Annotated in this window: 15 protein-coding genes; 7 read left to right on the top strand and 8 right to left on the bottom strand. The window is 63.0% G+C overall.

What is annotated here, in order from left to right:
- Positions 1-787: 787 nt before the first annotated feature.
- From ACEN93_RS00220 to ACEN93_RS00210, 3 genes are all read left to right on the top strand, one after another.
- The gene (locus tag ACEN93_RS00220) at positions 788-1,192 is read left to right on the top strand and encodes a hypothetical protein (protein WP_495610830.1); all 405 of its coding nucleotides are present in this window, start codon (positions 788-790) and stop codon (positions 1,190-1,192) included.
- A gap of 40 nt (positions 1,193-1,232) precedes the next feature.
- Positions 1,233-1,649: an organic hydroperoxide resistance protein gene (locus ACEN93_RS00215; RefSeq protein WP_039771053.1), complete on the top strand. Its 417-nt coding sequence runs from the start codon at positions 1,233-1,235 to the stop codon at positions 1,647-1,649.
- A 136-nt stretch (positions 1,650-1,785) separates the two neighbouring features.
- Positions 1,786-3,219 (top strand): catalase, encoded by a 1,434-nt coding sequence (locus tag ACEN93_RS00210; protein ID WP_210709462.1) that lies wholly within the window; start codon positions 1,786-1,788, stop codon positions 3,217-3,219.
- A 66-nt stretch (positions 3,220-3,285) separates the two neighbouring features.
- On the opposite strand, the gene ACEN93_RS00205 is transcribed toward ACEN93_RS00210, so the two are convergent.
- The 3 genes from ACEN93_RS00205 to ACEN93_RS00195 form a co-directional block, all read right to left on the bottom strand.
- A complete protein-coding gene (locus tag ACEN93_RS00205) occupies positions 3,286-4,704 on the bottom strand; it encodes an aldehyde dehydrogenase family protein (protein WP_495610829.1) in 1,419 nt (472 codons plus the stop codon).
- A 65-nt stretch (positions 4,705-4,769) separates the two neighbouring features.
- Entirely contained in the window at positions 4,770-5,519 is a 750-nt protein-coding gene (locus ACEN93_RS00200; RefSeq protein ID WP_495610828.1) for a creatininase family protein, read from the bottom strand.
- A 134-nt stretch (positions 5,520-5,653) separates the two neighbouring features.
- The gene (locus ACEN93_RS00195) at positions 5,654-6,469 is read right to left on the bottom strand and encodes an AraC family transcriptional regulator (RefSeq protein ID WP_495610827.1); all 816 of its coding nucleotides are present in this window, start codon (positions 6,467-6,469) and stop codon (positions 5,654-5,656) included.
- Positions 6,470-6,603: 134 nt separating this feature from the next.
- Here ACEN93_RS00195 and ACEN93_RS00190 point away from each other — a divergent pair, with 134 nt between their 5' ends.
- Positions 6,604-7,815, top strand: coding sequence for an MFS transporter (locus ACEN93_RS00190; protein WP_495610826.1), 1,212 nt, complete (start codon positions 6,604-6,606; stop codon positions 7,813-7,815).
- A 46-nt stretch (positions 7,816-7,861) separates the two neighbouring features.
- Here the strand turns inward: ACEN93_RS00190 and ACEN93_RS00185 are convergent, their stop codons facing one another.
- The 4 genes from ACEN93_RS00185 to ACEN93_RS00170 form a co-directional block, all read right to left on the bottom strand.
- Positions 7,862-8,638 carry an alpha/beta fold hydrolase gene (locus ACEN93_RS00185; RefSeq protein ID WP_103386288.1) on the bottom strand — a complete coding sequence of 259 codons (777 nt, stop codon included), beginning with the start codon at positions 8,636-8,638 and terminating at the stop codon, positions 7,862-7,864.
- Between the two features lie 24 nt (positions 8,639-8,662).
- Positions 8,663-9,172 carry a cytochrome P460 family protein gene (locus tag ACEN93_RS00180; RefSeq protein WP_103386289.1) on the bottom strand — a complete coding sequence of 170 codons (510 nt, stop codon included), beginning with the start codon at positions 9,170-9,172 and terminating at the stop codon, positions 8,663-8,665.
- 24 nt (positions 9,173-9,196) lie between these two features.
- Positions 9,197-10,240, bottom strand: a complete 1,044-nt coding sequence (locus ACEN93_RS00175) for an alpha/beta fold hydrolase (protein WP_210709458.1) — start codon at positions 10,238-10,240, stop codon at positions 9,197-9,199.
- Positions 10,241-10,326: 86 nt separating this feature from the next.
- Positions 10,327-11,673: an epoxide hydrolase family protein gene (locus ACEN93_RS00170; protein ID WP_495610825.1), complete on the bottom strand. Its 1,347-nt coding sequence runs from the start codon at positions 11,671-11,673 to the stop codon at positions 10,327-10,329.
- 216 nt (positions 11,674-11,889) lie between these two features.
- On the opposite strand from ACEN93_RS00170, the gene ACEN93_RS00165 reads away from it, so the two are divergent.
- On the top strand, positions 11,890-13,119 hold the full coding sequence (locus tag ACEN93_RS00165) for an MFS transporter (RefSeq protein WP_495610824.1): 1,230 nt from the start codon (positions 11,890-11,892) through the stop codon (positions 13,117-13,119).
- Here ACEN93_RS00165 and ACEN93_RS00160 read toward each other — a convergent pair.
- A complete protein-coding gene (locus ACEN93_RS00160; protein ID WP_495610823.1) occupies positions 13,106-14,071 on the bottom strand; it encodes a quinone oxidoreductase family protein in 966 nt (321 codons plus the stop codon). The genes ACEN93_RS00165 and ACEN93_RS00160 overlap by 14 nt on opposite strands.
- A 339-nt stretch (positions 14,072-14,410) precedes the next feature.
- On the opposite strand from ACEN93_RS00160, the gene ACEN93_RS00155 reads away from it, so the two are divergent.
- Both ACEN93_RS00155 and ACEN93_RS00150 read left to right on the top strand, forming a co-directional pair.
- The gene (locus tag ACEN93_RS00155) at positions 14,411-16,372 is read left to right on the top strand and encodes a PAS domain-containing sensor histidine kinase (RefSeq protein ID WP_235375911.1); all 1,962 of its coding nucleotides are present in this window, start codon (positions 14,411-14,413) and stop codon (positions 16,370-16,372) included.
- On the top strand, positions 16,372-16,743 hold the full coding sequence (locus tag ACEN93_RS00150) for a response regulator (protein ID WP_039771030.1): 372 nt from the start codon (positions 16,372-16,374) through the stop codon (positions 16,741-16,743). The genes ACEN93_RS00155 and ACEN93_RS00150 overlap by 1 nt, the downstream gene beginning before the upstream one ends.
- Positions 16,744-16,757 lie beyond the last annotated feature (14 nt).

The following is a 16,757-nucleotide window of genomic DNA, read 5'->3' as shown; positions in this document are numbered from 1 at the left end:
TATTTTTGTGATCAGGCCGGGACAAAAATGCCCCGCCAGTCAGGCCCCGGCATCAGATGCCGGCACGGTCATTCGAATTCAGGAGGATGGCGCGGCGCGCGCGTGCAGACTCGCGTTGAACGCGGGCACACGGAGAAATTCGGGGGGAGACAGGCTGGAGAAAAACGCCGCCGCGCGGTCGGCGCAGGCAACTGGAAAGTGGGCCGGATCATTGGCGACAGACGTCGCCCCGTTCATTGCATCGACGATTGCAAACCGCGTGACCAATTGAAACCTCGACTTCCATTTGAGGGTCAACGACGAGGAACAACCTGCGCGGGGATGACAGCGCCAGGGTGGTCCCGATCGGCTGCGACTGCCGGGTCTGTAGACACACGGCAATCTTCTGGCGCCGGGTTTGTGACCCGAAGCGCCGGCGGATAATAACCACGTTTTTTGTTAGGGAGGCAAACAAAATGTAGGAAATTTGCTAAATAAATATCGGACGTTTCCTACATGGTTGTGACGATGGCAAAGGGACAGGGATGTCAAAAATGCTCGTACACCGTACCGCCGTTTCGTGCAGGCCACGGGCATCGAAAACCGCTGCAGCGTCTTGAGTGGCCAGCGAAAAAGTCACCACGCGACCTACCTCGATAGCCGGGCGCTAACAAGCGCTAACAACGCATAACTGGCAGTCATTCGGCTGTGAAGGCAGGCTTGAATCTCACCGCTGAACGCCGGGCCACCTGCAAATCTTTCCGGCAGCCGCGCTCAGTCGAACGATGGTTTTGCGAGGGATTCGACCATGGCTGAAGGTTATCGCCACACTTGCCTGTGCGAGTCAGACCGGCTCGGCAACGACGAACTGTATGCCTTGGTCGCGGGCGCCGTCCGGCATGGCCGGGGTGAGGCGCAACAGCTGTTCGCGACGGTGACGCCGTTGCTCATCGCCTTTTACGAAGGTCAGGTGCAGGCCGGGCGGGTCCGTCGCGAAGACACCGGCAACCTCGTTCAGCAAGCTTTCAGGGCGCTCTATCAGGAACAGCCCGCCCATGACCCGAGCTTTCCGTTTCGCGCCTGGCTGATCGAGATCGCCCGCTCGACCCTGCTCGACAATCTTGGCCATCGCGGCGCTGAAGTCGTGCCCACGGCCGACGGGCTGGCGGGTGCATCTGCACGGGAATGTCATGAACCCACGCGGGCCACATGAACCGCCCTCCACGCTGTGAAATGCTTTTCAGGGAATGCCCATGATCGATATCGAAAAAACCCTCTACTCCGCGCATACCTGCACCACGGGAGGCCGCGAGGGCACAGGACGCAGTGACGATGGCCGACTGGATCTCAAGCTTTCACCACCGGGCGCGCCCGGCACCGGAACCAACCCCGAGCAATTGTTTGCCGTGTGCTGGTCGGCCTGTTTCCTCGGCTCGCTGCGCCACGCCTGCAATGCGCGCAAGATCGGTTTTCCTGCACAAGCGATGGTTGATGCGCAAGTCGATCTGGCTCATGGCGAGCACGGGTTCTTCCTGCAGGCCCGACTGGCGGTGTCGCTGCCGGATATCGAACCGCAAGTGGCGCTCCAGCTGATCGACGCAGCGCACCAGAACTGCCCCTACTCCAAGGCCACGCGCAACAACATCAAGGTCAGCATCACCCTCGCCTGATCCGTCTTTTGCCGACAGCAAAACGCCCAATCTTCCAACCACACCTTCGTACTATCCGGCGACACCAAGGTGCAATAGATCGCGCCCAAGGCTTTTGATGTGATGGCTGGAAACCGACAAAAGCCAGGAGTTGCGCATGAACAAGCTGACGACTGCCGCGGGCGCGCCCGTGGTTGATAACAACAACGTACAGACCGCCGGCCCCAGAGGCCCGATGCTGTTGCAGGACGTATGGTTGCTGGAAAAACTGGCGCACTTCGATCGGGAGGTCATTCCGGAGCGGCGCATGCACGCCAAGGGTTCCGGTGCGTTCGGCACCTTCACCGTCACCCATGACATCAGCCGCTTCACCAAGGCCAGGCTGTTTTCCAGCGTGGGCAAGACCACCGATGTGTTCGTCCGTTTCTCGACCGTGGCCGGTGAACGTGGCGCGGCGGATGCCGAGCGCGATATCCGTGGATTCGCCATCAAGTTCTACACCGAACAAGGCAACTGGGATCTGGTGGGCAACAACACGCCGGTGTTCTTTCTGCGCGACCCGTTGAAATTCCCCGACCTCAACCATGCGGTCAAACGCGACCCGCGCACCAACATGCGCAGCGCGCGCAACAACTGGGATTTCTGGACCTTACTGCCGGAAGCGCTGCATCAGGTCACGATTGTCATGAGCGATCGTGGCCTGCCGCGCACCTACCGCCACATGCACGGTTTCGGCAGCCACACCTTCAGTTTCATCAGCCCGGCGAACGAACGTTTCTGGGTGAAGTTCACCTGGAAGACTCAACAAGGCATCGAGAACCTGACCGATCAACAAGCCGCGACACTGATCGGCGATGACCGCGAAAGCGCCCAGCGCGACCTGTACAACGCCATCGAGGAAGGCCACTTCCCGCAATGGAAGCTCTACGTACAAGTGATGCCGGAGCTGGACGCCGAGACCTACCCAATCAACCCGTTCGACCTGACCAAAGTCTGGCCCCACGCGGATTACCCGTTGATCGAAGTCGGCGTGCTCGAGCTCAACCGCAACCCGGACAACTACTTCGCCGACGTCGAACAGGCGGCCTTCAACCCGGCCAACGTGGTGCCCGGCATCAGCTTCTCACCGGACAAAATGCTTCAGGCCCGGCTGTTCTCCTATGGCGATGCCCAGCGCTATCGCGTCGGCGTCAATCATCACCAGATTCCGGTGAACGCCCCGCGCTGCCCGGTCAACAGCTATCACCGGGACGGCCAGATGCGCACCGATTCCAACGCGGGCAGCACAATCGGCTACGAGCCCAACAGCTATGGCGAGTGGGCCGAGCAACCGGATTTCAGCGAACCGCCGCTGGCCCTCAAAGGCAGCGCCGGGCACTGGAATCACCGCGAGGACGACGACTACTTCTCGCAACCGGGCGCACTGTTCCGGGCCATGTCGCCCGCCCAGCAAAAGGTTTTGTTCGAAAACACCGCGCGCTCGATCCATGGCGCCAGCGCCCAGACCCGGCAACGCCACATCGATAACTGCACCCAGGCCGATCCGGCATACGGTGCGGGTGTTGCACAGGCCATCGAAGCACTGGGCTGATCCGCAATGGCGTAAGCAAGGCAAGCAGGACAAGCAGGATTGATCCTGTTTGCCCTGCTGCCGTGGTCAGTCCTCTACGATGCTTTTCGCTTCAAGAAACGCCTCCAGCCCGGACACGCCAAATTCCCTGCCGATCCCCGACTGCTTGACCCCGCCAAACGGCGCGAGCAGCTCCGGTGCGATCCGGTTGATCAACACCGAACCGGCCTCCAGACGCGCAGCGATGCGTCGACCCCGTTCCGCCTCGCGGGTAAACACATAGGCCTGCAAACCGTAGACGCTGGCATTGGCGATGCGAATGGCGTGTTCTTCATCGTCATAAGCGATGATCGACAGCACCGGGCCGAAGATCTCTTCCCGGGCAATATCCATGTCGTTGCTGACGTCGGCAAACACCGTGGGCTTGACGAAATAGCCCTGGCTCAGCCCGGAAGGCCGGCCCTCCCCGCCGACGATCAATCGCGCGCCCTGCTCCAGCCCGCGCCGGATAAAACCCTGCACGCGATCAAACTGCGCCTGGTTGACCAACGGGCCGATGGCCGTCGCCGGATCATGGGGATTACCGACCACTATGGCGTCGACCAAGCCTCTTACCCGTTCGATCACCTGCGGCAGGAGCGCGCGCGGCACCAACAGCCGCGTGCCGGCGACACAGGCCTGACCGTTGTTCATGAAGGCGGCATTCAGGGCCATGGGGATGGCCGCCTCGAGATCCGCGTCGTCGAGCACGATGGACGCCGACTTGCCGGTGAGCGACAGGCTCACCCGCTTCATGGTCTCGATACCCGCGCGGGCAATGAGTTTTCCGGTGGCGGTGGAACCGGTGAACGAAATCTTCGCGATGTGCGGGCTGGTGCTGATCTCGTCGCCCACTTCGCCGCCACGGCCCAAGACAATATTGATCACCCCGTTTGGCAGTTCCGCACGGTGCAAGGCGAGCGCGAGCACCTGGGTCTGCAACGGGCTGAGTTCGCTCGGCTTGATGACCGAGGCGCAGCCGCCGGCAATCGCCGCCGCCAGTTTGCTGCACACCGTACCGGCGGTGCTGTTCCAGGGGGCGAACAACGCGGACACCCCGACCGGTTCCATCACGACGCTTGCACGACCCACAGGCCGCACCAGCTCGTAGTTTTCGAGAATCTGCGCCGCGTTGGCGAAGGATTGCGAGGCGTACTGGCTGACCCATTGCGCACGGGCCAACGGTGCGCCGTATTCCTCGATGGCGGTGTCGCGTATCTCCTCGGTGCTCTCCAGCACCGCCGCCTGCAGGCGCTTGAGCATGTCGATGCGCTCGGCTTTCGAGGTGCGGCCCATCGTGACTTGCGCACGCTGGGCGGCGGCGATGGCTTGCCTGGCATCGTCGCGATTGGCCAGGGTGACCGTTCCGATGACGGACTCCGTCGCCGGGTTGATGCATTCGATCGTTTCGCGGCCCTGAACGGGCACGAACGCACCATCGATGTAGCTGTGCTTGATAGTCCACATGGCGATTTTCCCAAGGGTTGAAACAGCAACGCCCGGAACATCCGGGCGTTGATCAGGGCGACGGTTCAGTCGGGTAATGACTCGCGGCTGAAGGCCTGCACCTCCTGGACCAGACCACGAGCGGCCATTTCCACCAGTTGCCGGCCTTTTTCCGGCGAAGCCTGGGCCGGGTCCGAGCCCATGCGGCCGTCCGGGTGACGGGCACGGAAATCCGCCGCTTCCCGGATAGGCCCCCAATTGGCGATCTGCGGCGAGTAGTCGGCCGACTTGATGGAATCGGGGTAGGCCCATTGGGTCACGGCGATTTCCGAAGGGGTCGCGTGAACGCCGTGGCCGGTCGGGAACTGCTCGCGCGCCAGCTCGTTGACCCCTTCCAGGTCCCACCAGTTGCACAGCTTCAGGGCGAACCCGGCCTTGCGTCGGGCGAAGCTCGCTTCGGCGTACAGCTCCGAAAATGCCGCTTCGATTGACGCGATGTTGCCGCCGTGGCCATTGAGGAAAAAGATCTTTTCAAAGCCGTGGGCGGCCAGCGAACGGGTCCAGTCGGCGATGGCGGCGATGAAGGTCGAAGGCCGGAGCGAGATGGTGCCGGGGAAGCCGAGGTGATGTTGCGCCATGCCGATGTTGAAGGTCGGGGCAATCAGGATTTCGGCGTTTTTCTGCGCTTCATGGGCGATGATTTCCGGGCACATCCAGTCGGTGCCCAGCAGGCCGGTCGGCCCGTGCTGTTCGTTGGAACCGATCGGGATGACGATGGTGCGGCTGCGTTCGAGGAATTGGGCGATTTCGGACCAGGTCGATAGGTATAAAAGCATCAGGATTCTCACTCTTCGAAGGTTCCTCGCGGAACGAGGCTGGGTGTTCAGTGCACCTGCAACAGCAGTGTCATTGATACCACCCGCCTCCCTTCGACGACAGAATACGAAGGTATCGGAATCGCCGAAACGCGCTAATCGCGAACGAGAAATTCACGGGGCGATTCGCCCATCACTCGCCTGAACATCGCACTGAAGGCACTCTGGCTGGCGTAGCCCAGATCCCGGGCAATCACCCCGACGGATTGCCCCTTGTCGAGCCGATCGATAGCGGTCGCCAGCCGTACCTGCTGCAGCCAGTGGCGGAAATTCAGACCGGTTTCATTGACGAACAGGCGTATCAGCGTGCGCGAACTGGCGCCGACCCGGTCAGCCCAATAGCCGATCGAATGGTCTTGTCCGGGGTCCTGCAGAATCGCCTCGCACACCGTGACCAGTCGCCGGTCGACCGGCCATGGCACTTCGATCGGCAACGTCCGGGCTCCCTTCAATTCACTGAGTATCAACGCCACGATGTGCGCGTTGCGGCCTTCCTGCGGGTATTCGATCGGTTGCTCGGCCAGGGCCAGAATCAACTCGCGCAGCAGTCCGGGGATCTCCAGTACTTTGCAGTGATGGCCCAGCTCTGCGCAGGCTTGCGGCTCGATGTAGATCGAGCGCATCTTGACCGCGCTCAGCATCAACTGGTCGTGGATCATTCCGGGCGGAATCCACAGCGCCCGTTTCGGCGGCAGGATCCACAAGCCGCGCTCGGTGGCCACCCGCATCACGCCGTTCGAGGCATACAGCAACTGCCCGTGCCGATGCACGTGCGGCTCGTTGTATTCGCCGGTGGCCTGATCGCGCACCAGCACGGTCATTACCCGCGGCACATCCTGATAGTCGGGATAACGTTCGCTGCGCGGCGCGTGTTCACGCCTGGCAATGACCTTGCGCACCTCTCGTTTCATCGGCTGGAGTCTCCTGAAAGCAGACCTTGATCGTGTTGAAGCGGCGATTGTCACTTTGGCGACAAACCCTGGCATTTGCCATGGCCGACCCATTGTTAACCTTGCGCTCATTGTTCATCAATGAGGCCTTTCCCATGGCAATCACCCGCAATCTCTCCGGCCACCAGCAGAGCGTCACGGCGGTGATCGGCCTGCTGATCCTGTCCATCGCCCTGCGGCCGCCGATCATTTCGGTGGGGCCGATTCTGCTGTTGATCCAGCAGCACTTCCAGTTGAGCTACACCCAGGCCGCGCTGCTGACTTCGATTCCCGACGTGTGCATGGGTGTGTTCGCGCTGGTGGTTCCGAGCCTGGCCAGGCGCTTCGGGATCGATCGCAGTGTGGTGGTCGCCCTGACGTTGTTGGGCGCTTCCACCTTGTTGCGGGCGATCTCGCCGAATGCATTCTTCCTGCTCGGCAGTACGTTCTTTGCCAGCATCGGCATTGCGGTTGCCGGCGCGATGACCGGCGCGTGGATCAAGACTCACTTTGCGCATCGGCCGGCGCTGTTCATGGGCATCTATGCCGGCGGCCTGAGTCTGGGCGCGACCCTCGCGGCGGTGTTCAGTGCGCCGATTGCCGAGCTGGCGCAGGACTGGCGGGTCAGCGCCGGTATCTGGAGCGTGCTGTGCCTCACCGCCATCGCCAGTTGGGTGTGGATGGCACGGCGTTTTGCGACACCGGTGCCAGTGGTGAAGTCGTCGCCCCAGAGCAAGCGTCTGCCCTGGGGCAATCCGCAGGCGTGGCTGATCGCGTTGAATTTCGGGGCCGGGCAATTCGTGGTCTATGCCCTCTTCGCCTGGATGGCGCCCGCCTCGGTGGAAGCGGCCACATCGAGTGTTTCCCCGGGCGTCCTGCTGGGCATTTTTACGGCGGTGTTCGCCGTGGCCAGCGTCGGTGCGGGGCTGATTCCGGGCAAGGCCCACGACCGGCGCGGTTTGCTTGGGCTGTCGGCGTTGCTGGCCCTGCTCGGGGTGGGCGGCATGGCGTTCCTGCCGGCGTACTGGCCGATGCTCTACGTGGTGCTCGCGGCCATCGGCCTGGGCATGGGTTTCACCGTGGCCATGACCTTGCCGCTGGATCACGCCCGCACCAGCGAACAGGCCGGATTGTGGACGGTGTTCATGTTGTTCATCGGTTACCTGATCGCCGCGCTCGGGCCGCTGCTGTTCGGTGCCCTGCGCGAATACGCCGGACACTACGGCCCGGCGTACACCTTGCTGTTCGCGGTACTGCTGTTGATGCTCGGCATCACCCCCCTGCTCAGACTGGCACCGGCAACTTCGCCGCAGGTGTCCGTTGCCTGAGCGGGAAGTGACAGAGCTGCGACGCGCCTCGGCACGTCGCAGGGTTTCAGTTGGCGGCCGCAGCTTTTTCAATCAGCCGCGCCACCGGTGCCGGATTCGACACCATCACCACGTGCGAGGCGCCCTTGACCACCTCGACGGCCCTGGCATCTGCACGCTTGGCCATGAACGCCATCGCCTGGGGCGGGATGTTCTTGTCCTTGTCGCCGTAGATGTACCACGACGGAATGTGCTTCCAGGCCGGCGTTCCGGCCTGCTCGTTCAGCGCCGCTTCGGTGACCGGACGTTGAGTAGCCGCCATCAGCGCCGCTTGTGCAGCCGGGACATCGGCGGCGAACTGGTCGTGGAACTTGCTCTGCTGGATGTACAGGTCCTTGCCGCCGTCGGCCAGCGCAACGGGTGGTGCCAGCGTTGGTCCGAGGGTGCTGCCGGGAAACTTGCCGGCCAGCCCGGCAACGGTTTCACCGGCCTCTGGGGCAAACGCGCTGACGTAGACCAGCGCTTTGATATTGGCATGATCGTTGGCCGCATCACTGATGACGTTGCCGCCATAGGAATGACCGACCAGCACCACCGGCGACTGGATGCTGCTGAGCAACGCCGATACCGCTGCGCCATCGCTCTTGACGCCGCGCAGCGGATTGGCGGCGGCGATCACCGTGTAGCCGTCCTTCTCGAGAATCTTCGCCACGCCGTTCCAGCTCGACGCGTCGGCAAATGCGCCGTGCACCAGCACGACCGTGGGTTTGGCGGTTTGGGCGAAGGCATTGGCGCCCAGGCACAGGCCCGCAGCGATGCTCAGTGCAATCAGTGTTTTTTTCATCTGGATGTTCCTCGTATGACGGATTCAGGGGGCGTATCGGGTGAAGACAAAATCGTGGTTCTGCACCCGCGCCTGATGGCAGGCAAAGCAGGTCTGGTGCTGGGCTTCGTCGGCGGGTTTGCCGTTGATGAAACGGCCGAATCCCCAGCCACCGGTCGAGGCGTATTTGCGCGAGTCCTTGACCATCACCTGAACGGTGGTGGCCGCCCCTGGAATCGAGGCCGGTTCGAATTCCGGCGACTGCACGTGTTTCCACGCCAGCTTCACCAGCACCGTGCCGTCGGGAAACGGCAACGTCGCGCTCTGGTAAGCCTTGATCGCCCGGTCATTGCCCAGCACCGCACGCAGTTCATCCAGCGGCGCGGCTTCCTGGGCCGGGGCAATCAGCGCCCACTGCCGATAGTTTTTCGGCAGCTTCACGCCGTAGATCGGCGAGGCATCGCCGTCATCGGCCTCGCCCAACGCGACACCGGTGGCCGCCAGTGCCGCGAGCGCAATGGCCGCTGGCAGCACGGCCCAATGGTTGAATTTCATGGTCGGATCCCCTTCGGCCGGCAATCAGAGATGATCGGCATCGATCACCGCCTGGGCGAACGCTTGCGGCGCTTCCTGCGGCAGGTTGTGGCCGATGCCGCCGCTGATCAGCCGGTACTCGTACTTGCCGGTAAAGCGTTTGGCGTAGGCCTCGGCCGGTGGGTGCGGCGCACCATTGGCGTCGCCTTCGAGGGTGATGGTCGGCACGCTGATCGAGGGGAATGCCGCCAGTTTTTTCTCCAGCGGATCGTATTGCGCTTCCCCTTTGATCAGCCCCAGGCGCCAGCGGTAGTTGAAGATCGACACGGCGACGTGATCCGGGTTCTGCAACGCGGCGGCGCTGCGCTCGTAAGTCGCGTCGTCGAAGTTCCACTTCGGCGAGGCCAGCTGCCAGATCAGTTTGGCGAAGTCGTGGGTGTTCTTTTCGTAGCCCAGACGACCGCGTTCGGTCGCAAAGTAAAACTGATACCACCACTGCAACTCCGCCGCCGGCGGCAGCGGCGTCTTGCCGGCGTCCTGGCTGCCGATCAGGTAACCGCTCACCGCCACCAGCGCTTTCACCCGCTCGGGCCAGAGCGCGGCGACGATGTCGGCAGTACGCGCGCCCCAGTCATAGCCGCCAAGCACGGCCTGCTTGATCTTCAGGGCGTCCATGAAGTCGATCAGATCTTTGGCCAATGCCGCCGGCTGGCCGTTGCGCACGGTTTTGGCAGACAGGAAACGCGTGTCGCCATAGCCGCGCGCGTAGGGAATCAGCACCCGATAGCCTTTCTGCGCCAGTGCCGGCGCCACGTCGGTGTAGCTGTGAATATCGTAGGGCCAGCCGTGCAGCAGGATGACCACCGGACCGTCGGCGGGACCGACTTCGGCGTAGGACACGTCGAGCAATCCGGCCTTGACGTGTTTCAGCGCGCCGAACGAAACGTGGGTGCCGGCGGTAATGGCGTCGATCTTGCCGGCGGGCACTTCGGCGGCGCTGGCGAATGCCGAGGCAATGCCCAGCGCAAGCGCCAGGATCGAACCGGCGAGCACGCGCCGGGATGGGGTTACAGCGTTAGAGTCAGTCATGCCGGGTCTCCCTCGTGAACCGCCGGGGGGCGGTTCCGGGCTTTGTGGTCAAGGGCTTAGGGTTGAAGGGCTTGCGGATTGAAGGGTCAGCGGGCTGCCTGCGCAGCGGTTTTCTGCGCAGCCGCGCGCAGTGGCCGGAAGGCTTCGCGCAGTTCTTCGCTGAACAGTTGCGGTTGCTCCCATGCCGCGAAGTGACCGCCCTTGCTGACTTCGCTGAAGTAGGCCAGCGACGGATAGGCGCGCTGCGACCAGACTTTCGGCGCGCGGTAGATTTCGTGTGGGAACACGGTGATCGCCACCGGCACCTTGATGTCGGCAGTCTTCTGCGCGGCGGCGCTGAAGTTATTGTTGTTGTTCTCCCAGTAGAAACGGGAGGACGACGCCCCGCTGTCGGTCAGCCAGTACAGGCTGATGTCGTCGAGCATTTCATCGCGGCTCAGGACCTTCTCGGGCTGACCGTCGCTATCGGTCCACGCGGCGAATTTTTCATACATCCACGCTGCCGTGCCGGCAGGCGAATCGGCCAGCAGATAACCGATGGTCTGCGGTCGGGTCACCATCATTGCGCCGTAGGCGGCGTTGCGACCGAAGAACTGGCTGAGCGAATTGAAGGCCGTCACCTCCGGCGCGGTCAGCCCTGCCGGGGCCGGATCGCCGCTGTTGATCGGCTTGACCAGTTCCGGCGGCACGGTGGCCGGCATGTTCAGGTGGATACCCAGCAAACCGGGCGGCGCCAGGCGACCCAGCGCATCGGAAATCACCGAGCCGTGATCGCCGCCCTGGGACACGTAATGGCTGTAGCCCAGACGTTTCATCAACACATCCCAGGCCTTCGCCACCCGGTCAGGCCCCCAGCCGAGCTCGGTCGGTTTGCCGGAGAAACCATGGCCGGGAATCGACGGGATCACCACATCGAACGAGTCCTCGACCTTGCCGCCATAGGCCACGGGATCGGTCAGCGGGCCGATGGTCTTGAGAAATTCGAACTGCGAACCCGGCCAGCCGTGGGTGAGGATCAGCGGCATCGCATTGGGATTGCGCGAGCGCACGTGGATGAACTGGATGTCGACGCCGTCGATGGTGGTCACAAACTCCGGCAAGGCGTTGAGCTTCGCTTCAGCCTTGCGCCAGTCATAGCCGTCGCCCCAGTACTTCACCAACGCCTGGACCTGCGCCAGTTGCACTCCCTGGGACACGTCGCCGACCGTTTCCTTGTCCGGCCAGCGAGTGTCGGCGATGCGTTTGCGCAGGTCGCTCAACTTCGCTTCGTCCACATGGATGGTGTACGGGCGAATGGCTTGCGACGGATCCGCTGCCGGGGTCGCGGCCCAGACGCCGCTGCTGCCAGCGAGTACGGCAACGCCGAGTGCGCCGCCCCTGATGCATGACGCCAGGCAATGGCGCCAGGTAAGACCGGACGAAACCGCAACCATGATGGATCTCCTTGTAGTCATTATTCGAAAGGCATCGCCAATCGGATCAGACCACTGCGCTGGCACCGGGGCGATTACACGATGGTGTCGGTCGATACCTTGGTATGACGCGCTGGCCCGGCGTGCAAAATCGCGCTCGAACTCAGCAGCGGTTAACGGGCAGAATGCGGCGGGGAAAAGACCCATTTGAATCACAGAGCGGAACAAGGATCGCGGATGCGTGGGGAAACAGCGCTCGAACGCCTGAGCGGCACGCCATCGACCACTTCGCCGTGGTGGGTGATCGGGTTGTGCATGCTGTTCAACGTGATCGACGGGCTGGACGTGATGGCCATGGCCTTCACCGCCAGCCGGGTTTCGGCGGAGTGGGCGTTGAGCGGCGCGCAACTGGGCCTGTTGTTGAGCGCAAGCCTGGTCGGGATGGCGCTCGGTTCGCTGCTGGCCGCGCCCAGGGCCGACCGCTTCGGGCGCAGGCCTTTGTTGCTCGCCGGCCTGCTGCTCAGCGGCCTGAGCATGTTGCTGTCGTTCTGGAGCCCGGATCATCACGTATTGATGCTCTTGCGACTGTTGACCGGTATCGGCACGGGGGCGGTGCTGGTGGGGGCGAACGTGCTGACGTTCGAACACGCCGGCCCGCAGCGGCGCAATCTGGCGATCGCACTGCAATCCCTCGCCTTTGCCATGGGCGCCAGTCTGGGCGGTGTGCTGGCGCATGTACTCAATGATTTGATGGGCTGGCGGTATGTCTTTCTGGCCGGGGGTTGCATCACGCTGGCGGCGGCATTGGTCGGTGTCTTCTGGCTGCGAGAATCGCCGTCATTTCTGGCACTTGAACACCGCGCGCCTATTCCTCCACTGTCGCCTGACGACGTCAGCCGGCCGTTTTCGCCCGGTCAATGGCAACAGACTCTATCGCTGGCGCTGGCACTCTTTCTGCTGATGTTCTGCTTTTACTTCGTCATGAGCTGGACCCCGAGCCTGCTGGTCCACAACGGTTTTACCGATCGGCAAGGCGCCCGGATCGGGGTGTTATTGGCGTTTGGCGGCATGCTCGGCGCCCTGCTTCTGGGTCTGGCGGCCAATCGTTACGGTTGCCGACGTTTGCTGTCGGGTTTTCTGCTGCTCAACGCCGCCCTGCTGCCATTGATGCTGCCGGCCACTCGCGTCCCCGGTCTGGCGACCCTCGTGGCGGTCACGCTGGGGCTGATGCTCAATGGTGCAGTCGCGGCTCTGTATGTGCTGGCCCCTCAAGCGTTCTGCACGTCGGTCCGTACGACCGGCGTCGGAGTGGTGCTGGCGACGGGGCGTCTGGGGGCGATCATTTCGCCGGTGGTCGCCGGGTTTCTGCTGGATGCCGGATGGACCGCACAACACCTGTTCACGTTTTTCGCCGGTAGTCAGGTGTTGGCGGCCCTGCTGATCTGGCGTGGCGTCAAGGGACGATGATCAGCTTGCCCGTCGTGTTGCGCGACTCGATATCGCGATGGGCCTGTTGCGCATCATCCAGTGAATAACGCTTGCCGATCACGGTTTTCAGTTTGCCGGCACTGACCCACGCGAACAGTTGCCGGGATTTTTCCAGCAGCACCTCGCGGTCGCGCACGTAATGCATGACCGAGGGATACGTCAGCTTGATGCTGCGCGGCATGCTGAAGATATCGATCGGCGGGATCGGGTTCATGAACGGTCCGTACAAGGCCAGGGTGCCGAAATAATCCAGCATCTCCAGCGAATCGGCGAACCCTTCCGCGCCGGTGCCGTCGTACACCACATTCACCCGCTGCCCGTCGGTCAGGCGCATGACCTGGGCGGCAATGTTTTGCGCTCGCCCGATCACCACATAGTCCGCCCCCGCCGCGAGCACCGCCTCGACCTTGTCGGCATGAGAAACCCGGCCTATGACCTTGCCGCCCAGCAGCTTGATCAACTGGGTCAGCATCAGCCCCACGCCCCCCGCCGCCGCATGCACCAAGGCTACGTCGCCCGGCTGGATCGAGTGCACCTTGTCCACCAGATTGCTGGCGGTCAGGCCCTGCATCATCAGGCTGGCGGCGGTGACGAAGTCGATATCGTCCGGCAGCGGCACCAACTGGCTGACCGGGGCGATCACCTGTTCGGCGTAGCTGCCCGGCACGTAATGCCAGGCCACGCGGTCACCGACAGCGAACTCCGTCACCTGCGGGCCGCTGGCCAGGACGACGCCGGCGCCTTCTGCACCCAGCGTCAGCGGTAGCTCCCAGGCAGCGCCGAGCCCGCGTCGGGCACCGGTGTCCATGAAATTGATACCCGCCGCCATGACCTTGACCAGGACTTGCCCGGGCCCCGGTTCTGCCAGTTGAATGTCCTGCACCGTCAACACTTCGGGCCCGCCAAAGGCCTGGATAACCACTGCTTTCATAATGTTCTGCCCTGTCATCGGGACGACCGGTTCTGCTGCCTTTCGGGTGGCAGGAGCGCGGACGTCACGTTGCTTTCACTCAACGTCGAAGGACGTTGAAACCAGGGCCAAGGCTGCGCGGCGGATGTATCCACGCGTTTTCGCAGACAGGTCCGTTTGCATCCTTGTATGGCTTGGGGGGGCGTAGATACAGTGGCTTACAAAAGCGCCACCTGTGATGCCCATCGCAGTGTGCAATGTCGGCCGATATTCGCCACGGGCGACACCAAAGTATGATGGGCGAGTGCCATCCGAAGGCGCATCTTTGTTCAACGGTGACTGCACACAATGAGAATCGGTATGACGAACGAGCAGGAGCGCGTCATCGAGGACGGTCCAGGCCGCGCGGGTGACGCGGTCATGCCGGCGCCGGGGATCGACTCGATCATCGACAGCATCCCGGCCATGGTCGCCTTCATGACGCCGTCCGGTGAGCTGGAACAGGTGAACCGGCAAATCATGGAGTACATCGGCGCCCCGCTCCATGAACTGAAAAACTGGCAGGCCAGCGAGACCGTGCATCCGGACGACCTGCCCTCGGTCATCGCTGCCTGGATGCACTCGGTCAGTACCGGCACGCCCTATGAGAACGAGCACCGGATTCGCCGCGCCGACGGTGTCTATCGCTGGTTCCATGTGCGCGGCCTGCCGATCAGAGACAGCGAAGGCACCATCACGCGCTGGTGCGTGCTGCAGGTCGATATCGATGAGCGCCGCCGGGACAAGGCCTTGATCGCCAGTGCCCTGGCCGAAGTCAGCGCGTCGGAAGAACGTCTGCGCGGGATCATCGACGCCGTTCCCGGGTTTGTCTGGAGCGCTTCGCCGGAAGGCAACGTCGGCTTCGTCAATCAGCGCTGGTGCGACTACACCGGCATGTCCGTCGAACAAGCTTGCGGTGACGGCTGGACGGCGTCCATCCACCCCGACGACGCGCCGGGCCTGGCGGTTTATTGGCAAGGGATTCTGCAATCGGGCAGCGCTGGCGAGTACGAGGCCCGACTGAAGCGCTTCGATGGCGTTTACCGCTGGTTCCTGATCCGCGCCGTGCCCCAGCGTGATGACACGGGGCGGATCGTGCGCTGGTATGGCGAAAACACCGACATCGAAGACCGCAAACGGGCGGAAGTCTTTCTGGCCAAGGCCCAACGCCTGAGCGCCACCGGTACGTTTTCCTGGCGGGTGAGCACCGACGAGATCACCTGGTCGGACGAGGTCTACCGCATCCTTGAACTGGACCCGGACACCCCGCCCGGCTTCGAGGCGATCTATCGCCGCGTGCACCCGGACGACATCTCCAGCCATCGGGAGATGATCAAGCGCCAGCGCCGCAAGGGGCGCGACTTCGAACACGAGCACCGGCTGCTGATGCCCGACGGCACGGTGAAATACGTGCGGCTGGTGGCGCACTCGATCGCCCATGCGCCCGATGGCTTCGAATACATCGCCGCCCTGCAGGACATCACCCAGCGCCGGCTCGCCGAAGAGGTCTTGAGCAAGGCGCGCTCGGAACTGACGCACCTGGCCAGGGTCGCCAGCCTTGGCGCGGTCACGGCGTCGATTGCCCACGAGGTCAATCAACCGCTGGCCGGCATCATCACTAACGCCAGCACCTGCCTGCGCATGCTCGGCGCCGACCCGCCGAATGTCGATGGCGCCAGGGAAACCGCGCGCCGCACCATTCGCGACGGCAACCGCGCGGCCGATGTGATCAATCGACTGCGGGCGCTGTTCTCGAAGAAAAGCATCACCCTTGAAAACGTCAATCTGAATGACGCGGCACGGGAAGTCATCGCCATGCTGCTGGGCGAACTGCAACGCAACGGCGTGGTGCTTCATCCGCAATTTGCCGAAGCCCTGCCGCTGGTCAGGGGCGACCGGGTCCAGCTGCAGCAGGTGATCCTCAACCTGATCATGAATGCCGCCGAGGCCATGAGTGCAATCCATGGCCGGCCCCGGCAATTGATCGTCAGCACCGGTCTGGGCTCGGACGAGAGCGTTTACCTGGCGGTGAAAGACAGCGGCAACGGCGTCGATCCGCAGGACATCGAGCGCATTTTCAATGCGTTCTACACCACCAAAAGCTCGGGCATGGGGGTCGGTCTGTCCATCAGTCGCTCGATCATCGAGCGCCACGATGGGAAGCTGTGGGCCAGCGCCAACGACGGCCCGGGTACGACGTTTACCTTTGCCATCCCGCATTCGACGGACTTGCCGCAAACCGATAACCGCGACCTCGCCGATCGCACCGTGGAGAATGATTGATGGGTACGCATTTGCTCGTATCGGTGGTCGATGACGACGAATCGGTTCGTGAATCACTGCCGGACCTGATCAAGGAGTTCGGCTTCGCCGTCCAGGCGTTTGCCTCGGCCCAAGCGTTTCTGGCATCGCCCTATCTGGATCTGACCCATTGCCTGATTCTCGACGTGGCCATGCCCGGCATGTCGGGACCTGATCTGCAACGGGAGCTGCTTCGGCGTGACTATCGCATTCCGGTGATTTTCATCACCGCGCACGGCGACGCCAGCGAACAGGCGAAGCTGCTGAACAGTGGCGCCGTGGAGTGCCTGTTCAAACCGTTCAGCGAAGCCCAATTGCTCAAGGCCCTGAGCGCCGCCCTGCCCCTCGACTGAGCGTGAAGCCGAAC

It is taken from the genome of Pseudomonas sp. Pseusp21, from assembly GCF_059492145.1.
This window is presented reverse-complemented; position numbering and strand designations above follow the sequence as displayed.

What these genes read in the sequence shown, in the direction of transcription:
- ACEN93_RS00205 (WP_495610829.1), bottom strand. Translation starts at nt 4,704, where the DNA reads ATGTGGACTATCAAGCACAGCTACATCGATGGTGCGTTCGTGCCCGTT.
- ACEN93_RS00215 (WP_039771053.1), top strand. Translation starts at nt 1,233, where the DNA reads ATGATCGATATCGAAAAAACCCTCTACTCCGCGCATACCTGCACCACG.
- ACEN93_RS00220 (WP_495610830.1), top strand. Translation starts at nt 788, where the DNA reads ATGGCTGAAGGTTATCGCCACACTTGCCTGTGCGAGTCAGACCGGCTC.
- ACEN93_RS00170 (WP_495610825.1), bottom strand. Translation starts at nt 11,673, where the DNA reads ATGGTTGCGGTTTCGTCCGGTCTTACCTGGCGCCATTGCCTGGCGTCA.
- ACEN93_RS00165 (WP_495610824.1), top strand. Translation starts at nt 11,890, where the DNA reads ATGCGTGGGGAAACAGCGCTCGAACGCCTGAGCGGCACGCCATCGACC.
- ACEN93_RS00210 (WP_210709462.1), top strand. Translation starts at nt 1,786, where the DNA reads ATGAACAAGCTGACGACTGCCGCGGGCGCGCCCGTGGTTGATAACAAC.
- ACEN93_RS00185 (WP_103386288.1), bottom strand. Translation starts at nt 8,638, where the DNA reads ATGAAAAAAACACTGATTGCACTGAGCATCGCTGCGGGCCTGTGCCTG.
- ACEN93_RS00195 (WP_495610827.1), bottom strand. Translation starts at nt 6,469, where the DNA reads ATGAAACGAGAGGTGCGCAAGGTCATTGCCAGGCGTGAACACGCGCCG.
- ACEN93_RS00175 (WP_210709458.1), bottom strand. Translation starts at nt 10,240, where the DNA reads ATGACTGACTCTAACGCTGTAACCCCATCCCGGCGCGTGCTCGCCGGT.
- ACEN93_RS00200 (WP_495610828.1), bottom strand. Translation starts at nt 5,519, where the DNA reads ATGCTTTTATACCTATCGACCTGGTCCGAAATCGCCCAATTCCTCGAA.
- ACEN93_RS00160 (WP_495610823.1), bottom strand. Translation starts at nt 14,071, where the DNA reads ATGAAAGCAGTGGTTATCCAGGCCTTTGGCGGGCCCGAAGTGTTGACG.
- ACEN93_RS00190 (WP_495610826.1), top strand. Translation starts at nt 6,604, where the DNA reads ATGGCAATCACCCGCAATCTCTCCGGCCACCAGCAGAGCGTCACGGCG.
- ACEN93_RS00180 (WP_103386289.1), bottom strand. Translation starts at nt 9,172, where the DNA reads ATGAAATTCAACCATTGGGCCGTGCTGCCAGCGGCCATTGCGCTCGCG.
- ACEN93_RS00155 (WP_235375911.1), top strand. Translation starts at nt 14,411, where the DNA reads ATGACGAACGAGCAGGAGCGCGTCATCGAGGACGGTCCAGGCCGCGCG.
- ACEN93_RS00150 (WP_039771030.1), top strand. Translation starts at nt 16,372, where the DNA reads ATGGGTACGCATTTGCTCGTATCGGTGGTCGATGACGACGAATCGGTT.